The 21,112-nt window shown below is 68.0% G+C and carries 21 protein-coding genes and 3 tRNA genes; 10 read left to right on the top strand and 14 right to left on the bottom strand.

From position 1 onward, the window contains the following. Positions 1-70: 70 nt before the first annotated feature. From JOD65_RS01490 to JOD65_RS01480, 3 genes are all read right to left on the bottom strand, one after another. Positions 71-427, bottom strand: coding sequence for an antitoxin Xre/MbcA/ParS toxin-binding domain-containing protein (locus JOD65_RS01490; protein ID WP_191194087.1), 357 nt, complete (start codon positions 425-427; stop codon positions 71-73). A 17-nt stretch (positions 428-444) separates the two neighbouring features. After that, complete coding sequence (locus JOD65_RS01485; protein WP_191194088.1) at positions 445-759, bottom strand: hypothetical protein; 315 nt, start codon at positions 757-759, stop codon at positions 445-447. Between the two features lie 254 nt (positions 760-1,013). Next, entirely contained in the window at positions 1,014-1,502 is a 489-nt protein-coding gene (locus JOD65_RS01480) for a hypothetical protein (protein WP_191194089.1), read from the bottom strand. A gap of 648 nt (positions 1,503-2,150) precedes the next feature. On the opposite strand from JOD65_RS01480, the gene JOD65_RS01475 reads away from it, so the two are divergent. Further along, positions 2,151-2,420: a helix-turn-helix domain-containing protein gene (locus JOD65_RS01475; RefSeq protein ID WP_307820876.1), complete on the top strand. Its 270-nt coding sequence runs from the start codon at positions 2,151-2,153 to the stop codon at positions 2,418-2,420. A 75-nt stretch (positions 2,421-2,495) separates the two neighbouring features. Continuing rightward, positions 2,496-2,954, top strand: a complete 459-nt coding sequence (locus tag JOD65_RS01470) for a hypothetical protein (RefSeq protein WP_191194091.1) — start codon at positions 2,496-2,498, stop codon at positions 2,952-2,954. A 142-nt stretch (positions 2,955-3,096) separates the two neighbouring features. Here JOD65_RS01470 and JOD65_RS01465 read toward each other — a convergent pair whose 3' ends face one another. From JOD65_RS01465 to JOD65_RS01455, 3 genes are all read right to left on the bottom strand, one after another. Then, a complete protein-coding gene (locus JOD65_RS01465; RefSeq protein ID WP_191194092.1) occupies positions 3,097-3,975 on the bottom strand; it encodes a hypothetical protein in 879 nt (292 codons plus the stop codon). 117 nt (positions 3,976-4,092) lie between these two features. After that, a complete protein-coding gene (locus tag JOD65_RS01460; RefSeq protein ID WP_191194093.1) occupies positions 4,093-4,539 on the bottom strand; it encodes a hypothetical protein in 447 nt (148 codons plus the stop codon). Between the two features lie 1,234 nt (positions 4,540-5,773). Further along, positions 5,774-5,971, bottom strand: coding sequence for a hypothetical protein (locus tag JOD65_RS01455; RefSeq protein ID WP_191194094.1), 198 nt, complete (start codon positions 5,969-5,971; stop codon positions 5,774-5,776). Positions 5,972-6,382: 411 nt separating this feature from the next. Here JOD65_RS01455 and JOD65_RS01450 point away from each other — a divergent pair, with 411 nt between their 5' ends. Next, positions 6,383-7,090, top strand: coding sequence for a hypothetical protein (locus JOD65_RS01450; RefSeq protein ID WP_191194095.1), 708 nt, complete (start codon positions 6,383-6,385; stop codon positions 7,088-7,090). Here the strand turns inward: JOD65_RS01450 and JOD65_RS01445 are convergent. The 4 genes from JOD65_RS01445 to JOD65_RS01430 form a co-directional block, all read right to left on the bottom strand. After that, the gene (locus JOD65_RS01445) at positions 7,087-7,518 is read right to left on the bottom strand and encodes a hypothetical protein (protein ID WP_191194096.1); all 432 of its coding nucleotides are present in this window, start codon (positions 7,516-7,518) and stop codon (positions 7,087-7,089) included. The two genes, JOD65_RS01450 and JOD65_RS01445, sit on opposite strands and share 4 nt — an antisense overlap. A 73-nt stretch (positions 7,519-7,591) precedes the next feature. Next, positions 7,592-9,034: a site-specific integrase gene (locus JOD65_RS01440; protein WP_191194097.1), complete on the bottom strand. Its 1,443-nt coding sequence runs from the start codon at positions 9,032-9,034 to the stop codon at positions 7,592-7,594. Beyond that, the gene (locus JOD65_RS01435; RefSeq protein ID WP_191194098.1) at positions 9,031-9,255 is read right to left on the bottom strand and encodes a helix-turn-helix domain-containing protein; all 225 of its coding nucleotides are present in this window, start codon (positions 9,253-9,255) and stop codon (positions 9,031-9,033) included. Before JOD65_RS01435 ends, JOD65_RS01440 begins: the two co-directional genes overlap by 4 nt. A gap of 211 nt (positions 9,256-9,466) precedes the next feature. Beyond that, positions 9,467-9,539, bottom strand: a tRNA-Arg gene (locus JOD65_RS01430). A 206-nt stretch (positions 9,540-9,745) separates the two neighbouring features. Here JOD65_RS01430 and JOD65_RS01425 point away from each other — a divergent pair. From JOD65_RS01425 to JOD65_RS01400, 6 genes are all read left to right on the top strand, one after another. Next, complete coding sequence (locus JOD65_RS01425) at positions 9,746-11,584, top strand: phosphoenolpyruvate carboxykinase (GTP) (RefSeq protein ID WP_191194099.1); 1,839 nt, start codon at positions 9,746-9,748, stop codon at positions 11,582-11,584. 36 nt (positions 11,585-11,620) lie between these two features. Then, a complete protein-coding gene (locus JOD65_RS01420; protein WP_191194100.1) occupies positions 11,621-13,873 on the top strand; it encodes a putative bifunctional diguanylate cyclase/phosphodiesterase in 2,253 nt (750 codons plus the stop codon). A gap of 49 nt (positions 13,874-13,922) precedes the next feature. Continuing rightward, positions 13,923-15,350, top strand: a complete 1,428-nt coding sequence (locus JOD65_RS01415) for a glycosyltransferase family 2 protein (protein WP_191194101.1) — start codon at positions 13,923-13,925, stop codon at positions 15,348-15,350. Position 15,351: 1 nt separating this feature from the next. Next, on the top strand, positions 15,352-15,633 hold the full coding sequence (locus JOD65_RS01410; protein ID WP_204810895.1) for a hypothetical protein: 282 nt from the start codon (positions 15,352-15,354) through the stop codon (positions 15,631-15,633). A 128-nt stretch (positions 15,634-15,761) separates the two neighbouring features. Further along, entirely contained in the window at positions 15,762-17,609 is a 1,848-nt protein-coding gene (locus JOD65_RS01405) for a phosphoenolpyruvate carboxykinase (GTP) (protein WP_191194102.1), read from the top strand. Between the two features lie 180 nt (positions 17,610-17,789). Beyond that, positions 17,790-18,767 carry a TrmB family transcriptional regulator gene (locus JOD65_RS01400; protein ID WP_307820874.1) on the top strand — a complete coding sequence of 326 codons (978 nt, stop codon included), beginning with the start codon at positions 17,790-17,792 and terminating at the stop codon, positions 18,765-18,767. Positions 18,768-18,922: 155 nt separating this feature from the next. Here the strand turns inward: JOD65_RS01400 and JOD65_RS23550 are convergent, their stop codons facing one another. The 3 genes from JOD65_RS23550 to JOD65_RS01390 form a co-directional block, all read right to left on the bottom strand. Then, positions 18,923-19,048: a hypothetical protein gene (locus tag JOD65_RS23550; protein ID WP_263575288.1), complete on the bottom strand. Its 126-nt coding sequence runs from the start codon at positions 19,046-19,048 to the stop codon at positions 18,923-18,925. A gap of 166 nt (positions 19,049-19,214) precedes the next feature. After that, positions 19,215-19,308 (bottom strand) — tRNA-Ser (locus JOD65_RS01395). 63 nt (positions 19,309-19,371) lie between these two features. Next, positions 19,372-19,833, bottom strand: coding sequence for a hypothetical protein (locus tag JOD65_RS01390; protein WP_191194104.1), 462 nt, complete (start codon positions 19,831-19,833; stop codon positions 19,372-19,374). A gap of 128 nt (positions 19,834-19,961) precedes the next feature. Here JOD65_RS01390 and JOD65_RS01385 point away from each other — a divergent pair. Next, positions 19,962-20,046 (top strand) — tRNA-Ser (locus tag JOD65_RS01385). Positions 20,047-20,155: 109 nt separating this feature from the next. On the opposite strand, the gene JOD65_RS01380 is transcribed toward JOD65_RS01385, so the two are convergent. Then, positions 20,156-21,034, bottom strand: coding sequence for a nucleotidyltransferase domain-containing protein (locus JOD65_RS01380; RefSeq protein WP_191194105.1), 879 nt, complete (start codon positions 21,032-21,034; stop codon positions 20,156-20,158). Positions 21,035-21,112: the final 78 nt, after the last annotated feature.

Here is a 21,112-nt window from a genome sequence, read left to right as displayed (position 1 = left end):
CTGGGTACGGATCGGATCGGCCTGCTTGGTACGTCTGCTCGAGGGCGGGGACGGAAGAGTCGGACAAGAACTAGGCATGGAATCTGCTCAGCCACGCGCGGGCGAGCATCTCGGCAACCCTCCGGTAGTCGGGGTTGGCGACAGCGCATTCGGGGGTCAGCCAGTCCAACTGTTCGTTGGGAGTGCGAAGCCATACGGCCGCGGACCAGGCTGGACCTCCAGCCACGATCCGGAGAAGTGGATTCAGCTCCGACCGCACGCGGCCGTCGGTGCCGAACTGAAAGGTCGGGTAGAGCGTCGTGCCGTCGGCAGTGTCAACCGACAGCAGGGCCAGGATCCCTTCCATGCCGGATGGGCACGCACCATCGCCATCCAAGCGAGCAGCAACTGACTCCGCGCTGTAGAAGGGCCCTACGAGGTCGGCCATGCGGTTCGGCTCGCTGTTCATAGCTCGTCGGGCCGAGTGGCGTAGTCGAGCCAGACCGCCATGGATGTGCCGCGAAGCGCTACGAGCGTCGCGACTGCCTCGCTCAACAGTTCGCCTCCCAGGCGCTTCGGCTCGAGCTCCTGGGCTCCGCAAGGCGAGTAGCCGGCCGAGCGATAGCGGAGCACCCACTCGGCAGGGATTGAGCTGGACACCCACGCGTCCACGCGGGCCATGTACGGGACGTCGTTGTCCCGGTGCTGGGCGGCGTCGAGGCTATCGATGAGCAGTAAGGCGCGGTACTGGCGCGGGGTCCACCCGTTCTTGGCGGCCATGACCTCGGTGGTGTGCGCGGGAAACCCGTGTCGCGACCACTTAAGCCCTGTCCTAGGGGGAACTCCCGTGGTTGCCCACTCGCTGAGCAGGCTGGCTTGTCGCTTGCCTTCTGCTTGGTGGTGAGGGCAGTCGACCATCCGCTGAGCCTTGGTCAGGTCTCCACCGCACCCTGCGGCTACGAGCCGAGCGAGCTCGACCGCGTTCGCCGAGAGGTGCGGCCCGATCTGGGTTACGGCGTCGTCTGGATGAGCGGTCAACGCCTTGTCCCATTCAGCGCTCGGACATCGGTGCCGTTCATCGCGGCCTGGACGGTAAGGCAACCTCTCAGCGAAAGGTCCCGATCAAACCGGCTCACGATCTCCATGGCATCCCGAAGGCTGCTCACCCCCACGGCCGCGCAGAGCACGATGTCGTCGGGGAGGAGGGGCGAGTAGAGCCAGTCCTGGACCTGAGGAGCCTCCAGGCCCAGCGTCTTGAATCGAGAGGACACGAACGACGCCTGCTCCGGAGAGAAGCCCTTCAGCCACCACGGTACGGAGGGAGCAGGGAGCCAGCCCGCCTGATGCCAACGGATCGCGTCAGGGCCCGGGATCCCCTCCCATGCCCATGCCTTCGCCGCCTCGATGATCACCTCCGGCTGACACGTGTCGACGAGGTACAACCACGCATCGACATCCGACGACGTCATCTTGAGCGCGGCCAGGGCCGTTTGAAGACTCCGAGGGGACAGATTGACGGGCATGTGACTCCTTGGGTGAAAGACGTAACGTACGGTACGTTACGTACCAAGACTACACGTGTACCCAGACAGGAGCTGGTCGCATGCAAGGACCGCAGACGTCCGATGACCACGGCGCCCCAGCCCGCGTTTCTCTGTTGAAGGACCCTGCTCGCGCGATAGCCAACTCGGCGCCGAACGATCGCTGGCACCGCGATGGCTGGCTGTCCGTGGGCATGGCTGAAGTGGAAGCGGTCCACTGGTGGGGTCTGCGTTTCAACCCGTTCGAGGCAAAGACCTGGTCGGACGCGGGATATGCGCCGCGCCAAGCCGAGTTCGTGCAGACGCTTTCGATGTACGCGTGCTTGACCGGCACTGACACTGAGAACCCACCTGCCGCTCCCATCGACTGGGTGCAGTCTGGGCTCCGTCCTCACGTGGTGTGCCTGTGCCTAGCCGCGGGAGCGTCAGGCCCGGAAGACGTGCCGAAGACTGTGGACGGACGTCTGACTTTTGACCAGTACGATCGCCTCACGGCTCAGGCAAAACGCCGAGGCGTGGACCCCTGGCGCCTTTCCTTCTCGCCCGCACACGAGTGGCCACCCACGCCGTCGGCTACGTCAAAGGTGCTGCGCAGGGTGTGGCGAAAGGCGTCGACTGTAGTGTTCGAATGTGCCAGAGCGATCCGACCGTCACTCACGGGGCAGGGTCCTACTAGGTCAGGCGATCAGAGGTCGTCGCGAGGCGATGGGACTGAGCCTCGCGGATCTGAGTGCGCGCGTTGACCTCTCACCGTTCACGATCAACAGCTACGAGCGGGGGCGGCGGCTGCCGTCGCTGGAGGCCCTGGACGTCGTTGCCCGCGCGCTCGACACCGACGTTCGGGAACTGCTGGCGGGTGTCTTCCCCTGGGACGGCGGAGCTGAAGCGCCTGGGAACTAATGTTGTCCCGCGCAGCGACGTGCCGTTTGGCCGTACCGCGGTCAACCCGAAGTGCGTGGGGCAGTGATGAGGTCGGTGGACACCGTACGATCAGTCAACTTCAAGTGGCCCGCAGACGACGTGGTCGTCATTCGTACAGCACACCTCGAAGCTCGGCGGCTCTACCGCCAGCCTGCGCCCGCGGCGCTCAACCTCACTCTGTCCGCTTTCACCGAGATGGCTTTCCAGATCGGCCGCCGCCGATCGGTCGACTGGTGGAGTGACGCCTACGAACCCTCGGAGCCGCGCGAGATTCTCCGTGACCAACTGTCGCTCACATGGACTCTCGAAACGATCGCCCAGCTCGAAGACGACTGGGAGGACCTCTCGCATCAAGTCCTGCGAACGGGCAATTCAACCTCGCCGGGCCGCCGGAGGATCTGGAAGTCGGACGTCGCTCGACTGGCTGTCTTGACTGGTTTGAGTGCGTGGGAGAACTGGGTCGCGGCGTGTCGGAACGACGCTCGGCGACCAGGCCCTGACGGGCAGGCGTGAGCTCGTGCCGATGCTGTTCGCCACCCCTCATGCGGCCATGCCGGACTTGGGCGAAGACAACGTCACCAAGCGATCGTGGTCCTGCCTCGCCTGCCGTGGCACTTCGGTCGATCACCAAGTGCCACGGCGTCGCGGCTCGTGTTCAGAACGGAGGCTCCGGCCCAGTCTCAGCCGAGGGATGCTTCGAAGGGGCAGCCCACGGATCGCCGGTAGTGTGCGGATAGCCCCACGAGTATCCCGGTCTCGGCTGCTTCAGTGCCAGAAGGGTGCGTGCTGCCTCCGCCACTTGCGCCGCTCCGCCACTGTCGCGACTAGCCGCTTCATCTACGGCTTCGGGCGAGAAGCCCGCGCGAACGAGGTCGCAGAGGTCCGTTGCGGTGATGGCGTGCTTCTCCACGGTCTCGCGCCATGATGGTGCGCGGTCCGGGTCGACGCCTGCGTGGATGTAGAAGGCAGCCTGGTCTGCATCGAACTCGGAAATGATCCAGGCCAACAACTCTCGTTCGTTCTCGGCGATAATGACCGGCACGTATTCGCCATAGTGCTCGGCCAAGAAGTCGCCGATCCTTTGTGAATACGGCATAGCCATCTCCGGGGTGACCCCGCGCTGCTGGAGTGTCTCAGCAGAGTGGGCGCTGAGCCCGAGGTCGATGTAGCGGCATGCTGCTTCAGGTGCGATGCCGCGTGCCACGTACTCGCCGATGCGCCGGACTGCCTCTCCGGCGTCGTTGCGGAGGGCCCACAGGCGGTAGCCAGTGACGTGAGTGGCCCACGCATCGATGGTCGCTTGGTCGTAGCCGGCCGACCGGAGTGCTTCGACGGTGGCCGCCTTCGGACGCTGCATGTCGCTGATCTGGGGGAGGAGTGAATCGAGTGCCTCGTCGAGGCTCCATCCATCACCGTGTGCGCCCGACCACCGGGGGCTGGTGGCGCGAAGAGTAGGTCCGCGATCACCCGGGAGGCGGTCGATGACGATGGGCAGGGGGTAGGGCAAGTTGAGGTATGCGTGGTTGATACTCATGGCGAGGGTTCCTAGTTGTTAGTCCTGGATGCTCCGGCGAGCGTCCAGCGTGCGGAAATCGGCTGGGCTCTACGGCGGCGCCCGTATGCGCAGGCCGCGCGTTGGTGGAAATGGCCGTCAGTCGAGGAGCGCATCCATGTGCGCTGTCTCGGTCAGGAGGACTTCGCTGCTGACCGTGAATGAGACGCCGAGTGCGTAGAAGGCCGAGTTGTCCTCATCCACCAGGTCCATCCGGCATCTCACCTTCGAGTTGCTGGTCGGGTCCGCAAGTTCGAAGTCCATATGAACGGACTTCGCGATCTCCGCGAATCCATCCGCGAACGCCTCGGCCACGAAGCCGTCCGCCTCGTCATCTGCGATGGCGCGTGCGACGCTGCTCGGGGTGGTCAGCATGTACTCGATCGATCGCGCGTCCGTCTCAACCTCGTCGCCCCAGACCCACTGGCCCTCCTCGTACAGGTTGACGAGAAGCGCGGTGGAGCCGCGGTGGTAGTGCAGGTGATAGCCGGTGCCGAGATCGTCGACCAAGCGGAGGTCGAAAGTCTTGGTGGTGTCGTGGTCCATGTGTTTCTCCTGATGGGTGATCGGTGGGTGGTGCCTGTCATGGAGGGTCATCGGCATGCCCGAAGCTCGGCGATACCGCGGCCTCGTATGACCTACGTCACTCCCGTAGCCCTGCGTGACCAACGACCCTTGGGCGCCTCTCAGCCGGGCAGCCCGGGGACGACCAGGACTCCCGGCTCGACAGCGGATGCCAAAGCGGCACCGAGTGCGGCGTGAGCGTCGTACAGAGATGCGAGCGCTCGTGCAACGGCTGGCTCGCCAATGCCTATCCCGTGACACCGGACCTGCGCTGCACGGACCTTCAGGTCGTGCACTACCTCTCGGCTCAATGGACCGAGGATCGCCGACGCCGAGCCCTGCAGATCGCCACATGACCCAGCGTGCTGGAGCGCAGCCGCGCGAAATGACGCGAACGCCTCAGCGAGATCTGCGCGACCCATGTCGTCGTAGGAGGCGAGTAGGCCGTCGAGATCGTCTTCAATCTGTTGCGAGGTGTCAGATCTTCGTGGCACCTGCAGTGCGCACTTCTCGAGCGCGAGTTGTTCGATAAGCGCGTAGTGCTGAGTTCCGCACCGAGCGGGACTGTCGAGGTCGCTGCTGCGGACGCATCCAGTCGTGATCAACGTCGAACCTTTCTCCGAAGGGGCTGTGCACCAGACATCGGCGGACATCGCGAATCACTTGAACTCGTGTCGGCGAGCCAACCTGCGACAAGCGCCAGTCGTGCCTCGACGGAAACGTGTGCCGACACCTCGCTCGATGTGCCGATAGCCGAGCCGAGCCGCCCGCCGAGAACGGGACCGGGCAGATCCGGCAAGGGCTCGGAGGTCACACCGTGGGCATCTCAATCAGCGACGATCGCGATCTGTCACAGGCGACCAAGCCATCCAGGCGCGCCCTGCCCGGCCGAAGCATCGATCTCATCCGTGACGGTGTCACCGTCGAAGCCATCCGGCAACGAGGCCACGACCGAGCCGTGTGGAGTGCACTCGTCTCCACCGCGATGAGCGCCGCGAACCGAAACTGGGCCGCACCGGACTTCGTCGAGCTCGTCCTCGACCCCAGGAGTCGTCTTGGGACGCAAGCGAGCCTCAAGAACTCCAAGGCCCGCGGCAGAAGACAGACGGTCGAGCACCTCTACAAAGCCTGGGAACAGGCTCAGGCCAACATCTCGAAGACCCCGGCCTGGAACACGAGCGATTTGTCTCATGTCGCACAGAGGCGCCAGGAGCAGTCAGCGCGGGATCTCGCGGAGGTAGAACTGACGCCTGCCGAACGACTGGTTCTCGATCACGTGCGCCATAGGCTGGCCGAGACTGGCTCCGTCCAGAGGGCGATTCCGCGACAGGACTTCGTCGATGCCACAGGGCTGGGCAAGACTGCCCTCGACACCGCTCAGCGCAGGTTGCTGGCCAAGGGCCTTCTCGTCCAAGTCGAGAGGGGGGCGCCTGGGGGCCCAAAGACAGGCCGCCGTCGAGCCCACGTCTGGGCGCTCCCGGATAACGAAGAGCATCCGACCGCGGTCGGTCGCCAGCCGCACGCCTCCAATACCGTGGACCGGTATGTGGCGCCCCGCCGCCAGACGGACGCCACTCCTTGTGGCGCCCCCTGCTCCGACTCAGGCAGCAGGCCTGCCGACCGTCGAGACGATCTCCCCACGCCTGCTGTCGAGCAGTTGCTGTACGCACTTATTCGGGCACTCAGGCCAGAGGCGCCACGAGAGACCGTGGTGTTGTCCTGGCCGTCCGATCCAGCGGGTGAGCGATCCGCAGGTCTCTGAAGCAAGGGGCCGGCGGGACCACCTCGGTTCGAGCAGGCGCAGAACGATCGATACCGTCAACGCGTGAACATCGATGAGGCGGGCACTGCGGCTGGCCGCGCGGCGGGGGGCGCCAACGACAGTTCCGCTGGCTCGCGGAACGACAACCTCAACAGCGCGATCGCTGCAGTCCGTCGTGGCATCGACGACCTGGCCCGCGAGCTGGCGGACCTGGACACTGATCACCCAGTCCGAGGTGCGACGCCGTTGGCTGTACTGCGCCTTGTGGGCCGGGCGCTGACAGATGTCGCTTCGCGGGCAAGCGCGTACGCCCCCAACCTCGATCCGCACGAGGTGTCCGCAGTTGTCACGACCGTCTTCGAAGGTGGACCACTTACGGACGATCGCCTTGGTCCGCAGCGCGCGTTGATGAGAACGCACTTCGAGTCCCACCTTCGGTCCCTGCAGCGTTGGATGGGCTGGGAAGCTGCTGAGCATGCGGTAGATGGCAAGTGGTACGACGACGTGACCACTCGTACGGTGACGGCGTTCAAGCGCGACGAGGATGGCGCGGTCGCCTCCGACCTCCTGGGCTTCGTCGACGATCCCGCTGATCTGGCCCTGCCAGGGAGGCCGTTCCTGGCCTTCGTGCGTGACGTCGAGGCCGCCTACGGCGAACTGGTGGCGGAGTACGGAGAGGACGCGGTCAAGGGGATTCGTCTCTGGATTCTGGGTTCCGACGGACGTCCCGTCGTCCGTTGGTTCCCTCCCCGGTGGTCGCCGGAGGACTAGTAGGGGCGCTCTTCCACTACGAAGGAACAGGTCCCCGGTCGGCTCTTGACGAGCAGCGACAACGCACCCCGAACGTTGCCGAGAGCAGCCATGAAGTAGGGCGTCTCTAGCTCAGCCTCGGTGAAGCGCGGCATTCTCGGGTGAACTCGCTGCCAGTGGCTGACCGCGCAACGCACGAAGTCGACCTCGCTCAACACGGAGGGGGTGTTAGGCGGGTACTCGTCATTCTCTGGATCGGTCGGATCCTCGACGTCCCAGCGCTCATCAACAACCTGATAGTTGGTGGCGTTCTTGGCAAGGAATGCAATGGACAGGGGGTCTTCGTCGTTGGGGTCGTCAGACCATGCCAGGTCGAGGATGACGTCTTCAGCAGAGAAGTACCGAAGCCGGAGGGGCGGAATGCTCATGTCTGCCTGATGGTTCATCACGGGCCCATCTTCGCTCGTACCGCGAAGGTCTGGACACGCGTCGGTCGTCGCGAAGGACCGACGGTCGAGACCATCAGGCCTCCCGCGATCGCCGAAGCATCTGTGCCTCGGTCGCCCACGTCTGCGACGAGCGGCTCGCGTAGTAAATCTGCATGACCTCCTCGGTGTGGCCTGCCCACTCAGCGGCGACAGCCGGCGCCACGCCTCGCTCCAGCCACCACGTGATAGCAGCCTTCCGAAGAATCTTGGGCGACGCGTGCACGAGCGCGTGCTTGCTCGTGCCGGCGAAGACCTTCACCAGCGCTGGTCGCCAGTACTTCTCATCGACGTTGCCCCAATCGAGGTGCCCGCGGCCGGTCGGGCTCAGCCACGTGCGCTCGACGCTGCCGTAGCCGCGCTCAAGATGAAGTTGCAGTGCCTCAGCGACTTCGTCGAGGACAGGGATGTCCCGATAGTCATCAGGCAGCCTGTGCTTGAGTTCCCGATCACGTCGACCAGCCGAACCTTCTTTCGTGTCGTAGACCGCTGCCTCTGTCCGGTGGAACCGGACGAGTCCGCGACCTGCACACGTGGTCCACTCTGGGCGATGCGCGACCAGCTCGCCGGGTCGGGGGCCGAGGGTGCCGGCAGCCAGAATCAGGCTGCGGAATCTTTCGCCCGTCGGTCGACCGTCCATCATCTTGGGACCAAGCGAGGCAATTGCTGCACTGAGCTCGAACACCTCATCGATGTTGGGAACCAGTCGGGCGCTGAGTCGGGCCGCCTGCGGCTTGGGGGCCAGGGCCATGACGCCGTTCATCAGATCGGCCGGGACATGCTTGCTCTCGGCCGCGGCCTTGACGATCATGCCGAGGGTGACGGCGAAGGACCGAACTGTGGTGATCGAGGCCACCTCCGGGCTCAACTCAAGGTCCGTCACATCCTGACCGGAGGACTTCGCCGCCTCTATGCGCCTGCGGTTCACCGCCGCCGTGCGGCCGTTGATCGAGCGCCTCGCCACGACTGCGGCCTTGAGGTCGTCTGCGACCAGGTGACTCAGGGAGATCGATGCTCCTGCTAGGTGTCGCGAGTCGAGCCGCCGATCGCCAGCGGCGTACCTGAGGAGTTCGACAGCAACCTCGGCGTTGCGGCGATGGCCGAGGCGGTTCTTGTCGCCGAGCGTCTTCGTCAGCGTCGGCCACCAGACCTCCCACACGTAGGACTCCAGAGTGTGGCTCATCCAGTGCCCCGGCTTCATGCCTCCGGCAGCGTCAGGCTGTTCGGACATCGTGGGCTGGACTGGCCGCGACGGGTCGACCGGCCAGCCGCGCTCATCGGCGGCCCAGGCGAACAGGCGGGCCTTCTCCAACTCATCGCGGAAGGTTGTGGCGTGGCCCTTCTGTCGGAAGGTGCGCCGCTTCCTCACCCCGTCGACACGCCACCGGATGAAGTACGCCTTCGCTCGCTTGTCGGATGAGTCCGTCTCGGTGCCGTTCGCGAGCCGACCCCGAATGCCGTACACGCCCCAGGTGCTCATCGGACGGCCTTTTTGTCGAGCCAGTCCTGGACGTCGGCGGGATCGAACCGGACCTGACCGTTGATCCGGAAGTAGGGCGGGATCTTCTTGGAGGTCGGGCCGGCCTGCACCCACTTCTTGACCGCGTGGTCGGACACCCCCAGCCACTCGGCCAAGCGTGCGATGCTGATCAGACCCGGGTACTCGGGGCGGGTCGTCTCGGGGGCGTCGTTGTCGTTCACTGGCCCGGTATCGGTAGCCCGAAACGGCGCTGTGACCGGTTGAGCAAGACATTCTTCGACTGGATGCGAGGAGCCGAGCGCGGGGCGCTGTCCCCATGGAGTCCCCATCGCCAGCGCGACGCCGACAGCCGAGCGATGACGCGCGCCGGTACGAGGCCCAAGACGGACGAAACCGCAGGTCAGGGGCGCTGACCTGCGGTTTCGTGTCTTGCGCGCCTGTAGGGATTCGAACCCCAAACCTTCTGATCCGTAGTCAGATGCTCTATCCGTTGAGCTACAGGCGCTCGTCCCGTGCGGCCGATGCGGCTGCGAGGACTGGTCGAGAATAGCCGACGCACTGCGGACGGACGAAATCAGGGGACCGGTCGCGCGGCTGGGACCTTCGTCGCCGAGTCGGGACTTCCGGCCCCGTCGCGCACCGCGACGGTGCCCTATCGTGCCTAGCACCCGCACAGCGGCGAGGCACCGCCGCACGACGAGAGGGAGCGCGATGGCAGATCTCGAGGCAGTGATGGACGAGGCCGGGCTGACCAACCCGAAGGTCCGAGAGTTCGTGAAGGAGTACGCCGAGCTGACGGGCGCCGAGCACGTCGAGTTGGTCAACGCCTCCGACGACGCACGTCTCCTCGAGGAGGCCGTGGCGGCCGGTGAGCTGCAGATGGCCGGCGAGGGCCGCTACTACTCCCGCAGCTACTACAAGGACACCGCTCGCTCCGAGGAGCGCACCATCGTCGCGACGAACAACGAGTCGGACCGCGGCGTCTACAACAACTGGCGTCCGGCCTCGGAGATGAAGCCGATGCTCCACGACCGGATGCGCGGCGCGTCCGAGGGCAAGACGATGTACGTCATCCCCTACCTGATGGCGCCTCCCGGCAACGAGCTCGCTCCGTGGGCCGCCGGGGTCGAGCTCACCGACACCCGCACCGTCGTCCTCCACATGATCCGGATGGCCCGCGTCGGCGTGCAGTTCGTCAACGACCTCGAGGACCCCGACTCGTTCGTCCGGGCCGTCCACGTCACCGGCGACCTCGAGCACCTCGGCCAGGGCACGCCCGACGACCAGCGCTACTTCGTCACGGTCGCCGACGAGCGCACCATCTTGCACTTCGGGTCGTCGTACGGCGGCAACGCGCTGCTCGGCAAGATCGCGCACGGCCTGCGGCAGGGTGCGTACGACGGTTGGGCGAGCAGGAAGTTCCTCGCCGAGCAGTACATGCTGATCGGCATCCACGACAAGGAGACGGGGCGGACCTACCACGTCTGCGGCGGCTTCCCGAGCGCGTCGGGCAAGACCAACCTGGCGATGATGGCGGCCCCGGATGCGCTGGGCGAGCGCTACCACGTGTCGTTCTACGGCGACGACATCGCGTGGCTGTGGGTCGACGAGGAGTCCGGCCGGCTGATGGGCATGAACCCGGAGTATGGCGTCTTCGGCGTCGCCAAGGACACCAACGAGACGACCAACCCCAACGCCCTGGACTCCATCGGCGAGGGCTCGCGGGCGATCTTCACCAACGTCGCCTACAACCCGAGCACCGGTGAGGTGTGGTGGGAGGGCAAGACGCCCAAGCCGCCGACCGACGTCCGCGGCTGGCTCGACTGGACCGGCTCGCCGCTGGCCGACCGCAAGGACAACGACACCGCGGCCTGGGCCCACCCCAACAGCCGCTTCACGACCACTCTCGCCAACGTGCCCAACATCGCGCCCGACTACGACGCGCCCGTCGGCGTGCCGATCGACGCGATCATCTTCGGCGGGCGCACCAGCGACCGCGAGCCGCTGATCCGGGCGATCACCGACCTCGCCGAGGGCGTGTACGACGGCCTGACGCTCGGCGCCGAGGCCACCTTCGCCGCCGAGGGCGTCGACGGCCAGCTGCGCTACGACCCGATGTCCAACCGCCCCTTCATGGCCTATGGCGAGGGCGACTACGCGCGCCACTACCTCGACATCGTCGGCGCGGCGAAGGACCAGCCGATCTTCGCCCACGTCAACTGGTTCCAGAAGGACCCGGACGACGGGCACTTCCTCTGGCCCGGCTACCGCGACAACCTGCGCCCGCTGCTGTGGCTGCTGCAGCTGCGCAACGGCGAGGTGGAGGGCCGGCGGACGGCCGTCGGCATCCTGCCGACGGAGGCCGAGCTCGACCTCGCCGGGATGGACGTCCCGGCCGCCGACCTCGAGCGGATCCTGACGATCGACAAGGAGCGGTGGCAGCAGGAGATGGGCTTCCGCGAGGAGCACCTGTCCCAGTTCGACCGGATGCCCGAGGAGATCTGGGAGGCCCACCGCCGCGTCGCCGGCGATCTCGACTCCGCGGACTGAGCCTCGCGACGTCGGACGCGCCACTAGGGTGGTGTCGTGCGACGTCGTTTCTCGGGGACAGCCGCGCCGGGGTCCGCAGCGTCCGACCTCAGGCGAGGCGGCCCTGCCCTGGCCGTGCCCTTCGGCATCGTGGCGGCGCTCGGCCTCGTCACCGTGCTCCTGCCGCCCTACGACCGGCCCTGGTGGGTGGCCGGCCTCGCAGCGGTCCTGCTGGCGCTGGTCGTCGTGCTCTACGTCGTCAGCCGCCGTCAGCAGGAACGCACCTGGCTCGATCCACTGCCCGCCTACCTGCTCTTCCCCTACGCAGCCCTGGTGAACGACGCTGCCGGTGCGAGCAGCGGCGGCTCGTCATCGGGCATGACGGTGCTGCTCCTCCTCCCGATCCTCTGGATAGCGATCACGGGCACGCCGCACCAGCTCTGGATCGCCAGCGGCCTGGCGGTCGCGACCCTCGTCCTCCCGGTGGTGCTGATCGGGCCGCCCGACTACACCTTCGGCGACTGGCGCCGGGCGCTGATGTGGGGCGCCGTCGCGCTCGTCATCGCGCCCGTCCTGCAGCGGATCGTGCGTGACCTCGAGCGGCAGAGCCGTCGCGCCCGCGTCTCCAACGAGCGGGTCGAGAAGCTCTTCGACGACGCCCCGCACGGGGTGGCCCTCCTCGACCCCTCCGGGTCCATCATCCGCGTCAACATCGCGATGGCCGTGCTCGTGGGCCTCGACCCGCCCGACATGGTGGGCCACCGCCTCGCCGACTTCGAGAGCCCGGGCGAGACCAGGATCGAGGACCACCTGGGGCGGTTGATGCTCTACCGCGGCGAGTCCCTGCAGTCGGAGTGCAACTTCCGTGACTCCGGCGGCAACGACGTCAGCGTGTCCCTGAGCAGCACCGTCGTCGGTGACGCGCAGATGGGCGAGATCGTGATGGTCAACGTCGTCGACATCTCCGACCGGCGGCGCTACCTCGACCGCCTCGCCCACCTCGCCGACCACGACGTCCTCACCGGGCTCGCCAACCGTCGCCGCTTCGAGAGCGAGCTCGACCGGCACCTCGACCGCTGCCGGCGCCACGGTCCCACCGGGGCGCTCCTGCTGCTCGACCTCGACAACTTCAAGCAGGTCAACGACACGCTCGGCCACAACGCCGGCGACCAGCTCCTCGTCACCATCGCCGGGCTGCTGCGTCGTTCGATCCGCAGCACCGACGTCGTCGCCCGCCTCGGCGGCGACGAGTTCGCCGTCCTGCTCACCGACTGCGAGCAGTCCGACGCCGCGCGGGTGGCCGGCCTCGTCGTCGACCGCATCGCCACCCACGCCGCGACCCTCGACGGGGTCGCGCGGCGCGTGACCGCCAGCGTAGGAGCGGTGACGTTCCGGGCCGCCGCCGAGCACGCCGCCGACGTGCTCGCCCTCGCCGACATGACGATGTACGACGCCAAGGAGGCCGGCCGCAACCAGGTGGTCGTGCTGTCCGAGGGCGACGAGCGCGGCCCCCGCACCGCCGCCCGGCTGCAGTGGCAGAGCCGCATCGAGGCGGCGCTCGCCGAGGACCGCTTCGAGCTGCACCTCCAGCCCATCATGGACATCGCCAGCGGTCGGATCAGCTCCGCCGAGGTGCTGCTGCGGCTGCGCGACGAGGGTGAGCTGGTCCCGCCGTCCCGGTTCGTCTACATCGCCGAGCGGGTCGGGCTGATGCCGCAGGTCGACGCCTGGGTCGTCGACAAGAGCCTCGAGCTGCTGGCCCGGATGCGCCGCGACCACGACCCGTCGTTCGAGTTCGAGGTCAACCTGTCGGGCCACTCGATCGGCAACCCTGAGATCGAGAAGGCGATCGTCGGCTCGCTGGCGAAGCACGGCGTCGACCCGGCGGCGCTCATCCTCGAGATCACCGAGACCGCGGCGGTCGCCGACGTCGCGCTGGCGAGGACGTTCGCCGAGAGGATGACCGAGCTCGGCTGCGCCTTCGCGCTCGACGACTTCGGCGCCGGGTTCGGCTCGTTCTACTACCTCAAGCACCTGTTCTTCGACTACGTGAAGATCGACGGGGAGTTCGTGGCCCACGTCCACGAGTCCGCGGTCGACCGGACGATCATGCGCTCGATCGTCGGCATCGCGCGCGACCTGGGCAAGCGGACGGTCGCCGAGTTCGTCTCCGAGCCGGAGATCCTGCAGGTGTGCCGCGACGAGGGCGTCGACTTCGCGCAGGGCTACCTGATCGGCAAACCTGTGCCTTTCGACCAGTTCGTCCTCGAATTCATGCCATCCGCAGTCGGATCGGCTCCGAACGACTGAACGGTGCGGGCCGTGTGCGCCTGCGAGGAGAGAAGGAGACCCCGGACAGATGCAGTGGCTTCAACGGTCGGTGGGCCTGGCGATCATCGGCTTGGCAACGCTGGGAGCGGGTGCCCTGTGGGTGGCCGTCGCAGCGGGGGACCCGGAGGCGGGTCACGCCCCCGACGAAGGGCTGCTGTTCGGCATCTGGCGGGTCTTCTACGACACCGAGATGCCGGCGCCGCGGGTGCTGCTCGCCGCCGTGGGCGTCGCCCTGCTGCTCGCGGCCGGTGTCGCCGGCGTCGAGCGGCGCCTGCTCACCCGCGCCCGCCGCAGCGAGGACGGCAACCGGATGCCCCTCGCACCCAAGCTCGTGATGACCGAGACCCGCGGGGAGTACGCCGGAGAGGTGACCATCACCGTCCTCATCCCGGCACACAACGAGGAGGGCTGCATCTCCGAGACCCTCGCCTCGCTGCAGTCGCAGTCGCTGCCTCCGGCCCGGATCGTGGTCGTCGCGGACAACTGCAGCGACGGGACGGTGCGGCTGGCCCGCGAGGCCGGCGTCGACGTCTACGAGACCGTCGACAACAAGCACAAGAAGGCCGGCGGCCTCAACCAGGCGCTCGCGCAGGTCCTCCCCGGCCAGGGCGACAACGACTGCGTGATGATCATGGACGCCGACACCACGCTCGACGCCGGCTTCCTGGAGGGCGCTGCGAAGCGCCTCACCAACGACCGGGCGCTGATGGCGGTCGGCGGGCTGTTCTACGGCGAGGACGGCTTCGGCCTGATCGGCCAGTTCCAGCGCAACGAGTACACCCGCTACCAGCGCGACCTGCGTCGTCGCCGGGGCCGGGTGTTCGTGCTCACCGGCACCGCGTCCGTGTTCCGCCCGCGCGCGCTGCGCGCGGTGGCCGAGGAGCGGGGCAAGATCCTGCCCGGCGTCCCCGGCGACGTCTACGACACGATCGCCCTGACCGAGGACAACGAGCTCACGATCGCGCTCAAGACCCTGGGCGCCCTGATGATCTCGCCGAGCGAGTGCACCGTGGTCACCGAGGTCATGCCGTCCTGGCGCGGCCTGTGGGCCCAGCGGCTGCGCTGGCAGCGCGGCGCGCTGGAGAACCTCGGCGCCTACGGCCTGCGGCCGCAGACCTTCCGCTACTGGATGCAGCAGCTCGGCATCGGCTACGGCGTCATCGCCCTCGCCGCCTACCTGCTGCTGATCATCCTGATGATCCTGGCGACCTCGAACTGGGTGTGGTTCCCGTTCTGGATCGGCATCGGCCTCGTCTTCACCCTCGAGCGGGTCGTGACGGTGTGGCGCGGCGGGTGGGGGGCCAGGTGGCTGGGGCTCTCGCTCTTCCCCGAGCTCTTCTACGCGATGTTCCTCAACGTCGTCTACCTCAAGGGGATCTGGGACCTCTCCCTGGCCAAGCAGGCGGACTGGAAGCACGTCGTCCAGACCGCTCCCGGCTCACGAGCGGAGCACTGACATGCCGAGCCTCGTCGTCCCGATGGGCGTGCTGCTGCCCGACAGCATCCTCCGCAACGACTTCATCGCGGTGCTGGCGGCCTTCGTCGCGATCAACACGATCGTCTACGTCACGCTCGCCGTGGCCAAGATCCTGCCCAAGTTCTACCTACGCGACTGGCTCGCGGCCAGCAACCGGCGCTCGGAGACCCGCAGCATCCACCCCGACGCCCCGGTCGGAGGACCGACGGGCGGCACGCTCGGCACGCGCCTGGCCCAGCCGCATCGGCGTACGCGCGAGTAGCGAGACGCAGGTCACAAGTCTGTGATCGATCCAATATGTGCGCCGATTCACGAGCGTTAACGTCCGCGACAAGTCGCCGACAACGAGGCCGCGCGAACCGACCGCGACGCAAGCTGTGAGGAACCGGCATGACCGCAACCATCGACACCCAGACGACGCCACCGACCACGCACGCAGGCATCCTGGCCTGGGTCACCGAGGTGGCCGAGCTGACCCAGCCGGACGCCATCCACTGGTGCACCGGCTCCGACGAGGAGTGGGCGCAGCTCACCGCATCCCTCGAGGCGACGGGCACGTTCACCCGGCTGAACCCCGACGTGATGCCGAACTCGTTCCACGCGGCCTCCGACCCCACCGACGTGGCCCGCGTCGAGGACCGCACCTACATCTGCTCGGTCGCCGAGCGTGACGCCGGACCCACCAACAACTGGATGGAACCGGAGAAGATGAAGGACCTCATGCGCGGGCTCTACGCCGGCTGCATGCGGGGTCGCACCATGTACGTCATCCCGTTCGTCATGGGCCACCTCGAGGCGGACCACCCGATGTTCGGCATCGAGGTCACCGACTCGGCCTACGTCACCGTGTCGATGCGCGTCATGGCCCGCATGGGCACCGACGTGCTGCGCCGCATCGAGGAGCTCGAGACCGCGGGCGAGGACCCGAAGTGGGTGCCCGCCCTCCACTCCGTCGGCATGCCCCTCGAGGCCGGCCAGGCCGACGTCGCGTGGCCGTGCAACGACACCAAGTACATCGTCCAGTTCCCCGAGGAGCGGATGATCTGGAGCTTCGGCTCCGGCTACGGCGGCAACGCGCTGCTCGGCAAGAAGTGCTACGCGCTGCGCATCGCCTCGGTGATGGCGCGCGACGAGGGCTGGCTCGCCGAGCACATGCTCATCCTCAAGCTCACGTCCCCGCAGGGCGTGACCAAGTACGTCGCCGCGGCCTTCCCGAGTGCGTGCGGCAAGACCAACCTCGCCATGCTCAAGCCCACCATCCCGGGCTGGAAGGTCGAGGCGATCGGCGACGACATCGCCTGGATGCGCATCGGCGAGGACGGCCGCCTGTGGGCGGTCAACCCGGAGTTCGGCTTCTTCGGCGTCGCCCCGGGCACCAACGAGCACACCAACCCGCACGCCATGGAGACCATCCGCCAGGGCAACTCGGTCTTCACCAACGTCGCGCTGACCCCGGACGGCAACGTCTGGTGGGAGGGCCTGGAGAACACCCCCGCCGAGGCCACCAGCTGGAAGGGCGAGCGCTGGACGCCCGAGCTGGCCGAGGAGACCGGTGAGCTCTCCAGCCACGCCAACAGCCGCTACTGCACCCCGATCAAGCAGTGCTCGATCCTCGCCGACGAGTACGACGACCCGCGGGGCGTGCCGATCGACGCGATCCTCTTCGGCGGCCGTCGCAAGACCACCATCCCGCTGGTGACCGAGGCCCGCGACTGGAACCACGGCACGTTCATGGGCGCCACGCTCTCCTCGGAGACCACCGCCGCCGCGGTCGGCGCCGTGGGCGTCGTACGCCGTGACCCGATGGCGATGCTGCCGTTCATCGGCTACAACGCCGGCGACTACTTCGGCCACTGGGTGGGCATCGGCAAGGACAACGACGCCGCCAAGCTGCCGAAGATCTTCTACGTCAACTGGTTCCGCCGCGGCGACGACGGTGGCTTCCTGTGGCCGGGCTTCGGAGAGAACAGCCGCGTCCTCAAGTGGGTCATCGAGCGCATCGACGGCCAGGCCGCCGCGGTCGAGACCCCCATCGGCCACGTGCCGGCGCCAGGTTCGCTCGACATCGACGGCCTCGACCTCTCCGAGGCCGAGCTCGCGCAGGCCCTCGCGGTCGACGCCGAGGAGTGGAAGGCCGAGCTGCCGCAGATCCAGGAGTGGTTCGAGAAGTTCGGCGACGACCTTCCCGCGGTGCTCTGGAGCGAGCTCGACACGCTCAAGGCGCGCCTCGACGCCTGAGGCCACGACACCACGCCGACCCGCCGTCCCGGTGCTCCGGGCGGCGGGTCGTTGCGTGGTGCACGGCGCCGTCGAGCGCCTGCTCGCGGTGCCTGCTGGGGCTGGTGTGGCACCATCCTCACCACGGGGACGTCGTTCGAGCGGGAGTGAGCCATGCCCTTGGGGCCAGATGAGCGGATCGTGTTCGAGGAGCACGCGTCGCCCCTCTACGAGGAGATCGTGACGTCAGGAGGCATCGAGGCCTCCGATGCGCGCATCGCCGAGGGGGGCGAGCTGCACGCCGCGTTCGAGCTGCTCGTCGAGGTGGGCCTCGTGGTGAAGAGCGAGGACGGCGCGACCTGGCGGGCCGTCGATCCGGCCGCCGTCCAGGCCCGCGTGGTCGCTCCACTCGGTCAACAGGGCGCGGAGCTGATCGCGGAGTCAGCCCACTGGGCGCAGTCCTTCAACGCGCTCTCCCAGACCTGGCGTCGCTCGCCGAGCGCCGTCGGCGCCCCCTTCGCGGAGATCCGCGGGTTGGCGACCATCAACGACTACTTGGCAGCCCTGGCCAGCGACGCGAGCGACGAGGTGCTCACCGCCCAGCCGCAGTACCGGCGCGGGATCAAGAGGCTCAGCCAGGCGGGCGCCCAGGAGATCGAGGCGCTCAAGCGAGGCGTCCGCGTGCGCACGCTGTACCAGCACGCCGCGCGACGGGGGGCCGACACCCGCCGTTACGTCGCTGCGGTCACCGCCGCCGGCGCGGAGGTGCGCACCCTCGACGAGTTCTTCAACCGCCTGCTCGTCTTCGACCGGCGCGTCGCAGTGATCCCCGGCCACGAAGGCACCGACTCGGCGATGGTGATCAGCGACAAGTCGACCGTGGCCTACCTCGTCGACATGTTCGAGCGCCACTGGGAGCGGGCCCGGCCCTTCACCAGCAGCGAGACGTCGCTGATGCGCGACATCGCGGCTGAGCAGCGGGCGATGACCATCCGGATGCTGCTCGAGGGGCGCGCCGACCCGGCGGGCGCCAAGCGGCTCGGCGTCAGTCCCCGCACCTATGCGGCCTACGTCGCCGACCTGAAGAGCGAGTTCGAGGTCGAGACGCGCTTCCAGCTCGGCTACGAGATGGGCAAGCGCGGCATCTCCGGCCGGGAGACCGACGAGTCCTCAGGCTGAAAATAAAGGGGGAGGGCAGCACCTCCGTGGAGGTGCTGCCCTCGTGCCGGGACGGGCCTGTGGGGGAGGCCAGCGGACCAGAACTCGTGGGGGGTTGAGGGGTCCGTGTCCCAGCTCTTCATTGCGTGCCCATTCTAGGCACGAACTGGCTCAGATCAGCGGCTGACGGTGCGCCCCCAGGTGATGTCGATCGCGCCGGCCGGAGCCGAGGTCGCGCCAACGAAGCCGAGACCGAGTGCTGCCACGAGTGCGGCTGCGGCGATACGACGTACTGGGGTCATGGGGTTTCCACCTCTTGGTCTTGTCACAGGGGCTGACTTTGTCCATTGTCACCCACCGCGATCAGCCACGTCCCGTCCAGTCGACTGCAGTTCTGTGCATTGCACGTTCCTGCAAATGCATGCACAGCGAGCCGGGCCGGCCCCCTCGGTGGGAGGGGGCCGACACTGGCGGAGGCGGAGGGATTTGAACCCTCGATGGGGTTTTAGCCCCAAACCCGCTTAGCAGGCGGGCGCCATAGACCGGACTAGGCGACGCCTCCATGCCCGACCACAGCCGGGCGGACAGAAGGTTACAAGGCCCGGCGCGCGCGCGCCGAATCAGGTCAGAGTTTGCGCAGGCCGTGTCCGCGCTGCAGGTGGTCCTGGACGTCCCGGACGAAGGCCTCGCGGTCCACGGCGAGCATCTGGACGGGGATGGTGGTCGTCCGGCCGTCGCGCAGGCGCAGCACCACGACCGGGGCCGCGGCCACCGTCGTGGTGACGGCGTCCTCGACGTCCTTCCAGCGGCCCGAGGCCACCCCGACGCCGCGCACCCACTGGACCCGGTAGCCCTCGGCCGTCATCCGCACCACCCAGCCCCGGGTGTGCCACGCCCACCAGCAGCCGACCAGCACCGCCACCGTGAGGAGGACCGGGACCAGCAGGAAGACGGTGTGCAGGTCGAGCACGGCGATGGCCAGCGTGCTCGCCAGGATGACCACGGCCACCAGGCACAGCACCACGCCCAGCAACCGCGCCGCGACGGCGGGGGCGAGGCGGTGCACGGTGGCGGTCTCGGTCGTCACGCCGACGATTTCACCACGGGCGCCACCCGCCCCCGGCGCGCGGGTCCCGCCATCCTGACCGCGTACGACGGCCCCGCCCGCGCGGTTGGGTAGAGTCCCGCGGTGTGCGGCGCCCCGGCGTCGTACGAGGAGGGGTGCCGGAGCGGCCGATCGGAACCGCCTTGAAAGCGGTCGTAGGGAGACCTACCGCGGGTTCGAATCCCGCCCCCTCTGCTGAGCCTTCGCGGAGCGAAGGCTCAGCAGAGGCTGCTTGAACGCCAGCGAAGCCTCGCTGGCTCGAGGTTCACTCGTACCTGCTACGAGCGACCGTCGACCTTCCGGGTCAGGTGGCCTCCCAGTAGGCGAGGTGCACGCGGTGCAGCCAGTCGTCCACCCAGGCCCGGTCGGGCTGCGGCGGGAGGTCCGCTGAGTCGCGCAGGTCTTCGAGCCGGCGCTCGGCGTCGCCGACAGCGGCCACCACCTCGTCGAGCCCGACCTCTCCCCGGCGCACGGCGCGGAGGAAGGACAGGTCGGGCTCGGGGACCGGCAGCGTGATCCGGCCGGTGGTGAGCAGCTCGGTGCCCTGCACGCCGAGACGCAGCGCGTGCATGGCGAACTTGGTGTCGTAGCCGTGGACGGCGACCAGCTCCGGCCGGTTGGTGTGCGCGCCGACGGCACCGGTCGTCGCCGCCTTCTGGGACCGCAGGTAGCCGAGGAACCGGTCGGCAGCCAGGCGTGAGACGAACCGGTGGGCGTTGGCGACGAGCTCCGCGCCGACCTCGTTGCGGAAGACCACCTCGTCGTCGGGCACGAAGAGCGCGAGGAGCACGGTCGGGTTGCCGGCCAGCGCGAGCCGGCACCACTTCCGGGCCGAGTAGACGACCACGTCGAGGTCGCCCGCCCCCGACCGGTTGGCCAGGCCGCCCGGCTCGTCCCACACGGTGTGGCGCTGGTACTGCTCGAAGTCCACCTCCCGGTCCTCCCCGTCGATGCCGCGGGGCACGCGCGCCAGGCCGGTCACGAAGGGGGCCGGCTCGAGGCAGATGCCCATCTCGTCGCGGTCGTCCTGCCCACTGATCGAGGTGCCGTGCACCCCGGATCCGACCTGGACGCGCAGGATCATGCCCGCCTCGGCGATGGTCCGGGCCTCCTCCGAGGCGTGCGGGTGGGCGAAGCCGGCCGGGAGCGAGCGGCTGCCGTGGACGGTGCTGACGGAGGACATCCCACGACCCTAGGGACGTGCACGTGTCCGCGCGAGGCGTTTGCAGCGACGCCGACCAGGGTGCGCAACCCCCCGCCG

Origin of the sequence: Nocardioides cavernae, from assembly GCF_016907475.1 — a bacterium.
GTDB classification, from domain to species: domain Bacteria; phylum Actinomycetota; class Actinomycetes; order Propionibacteriales; family Nocardioidaceae; genus Nocardioides; species Nocardioides cavernae.
The sequence above is the reverse complement of the archived record's forward strand: the minus strand, read 5'-3'. Positions and strand labels throughout refer to the sequence as shown.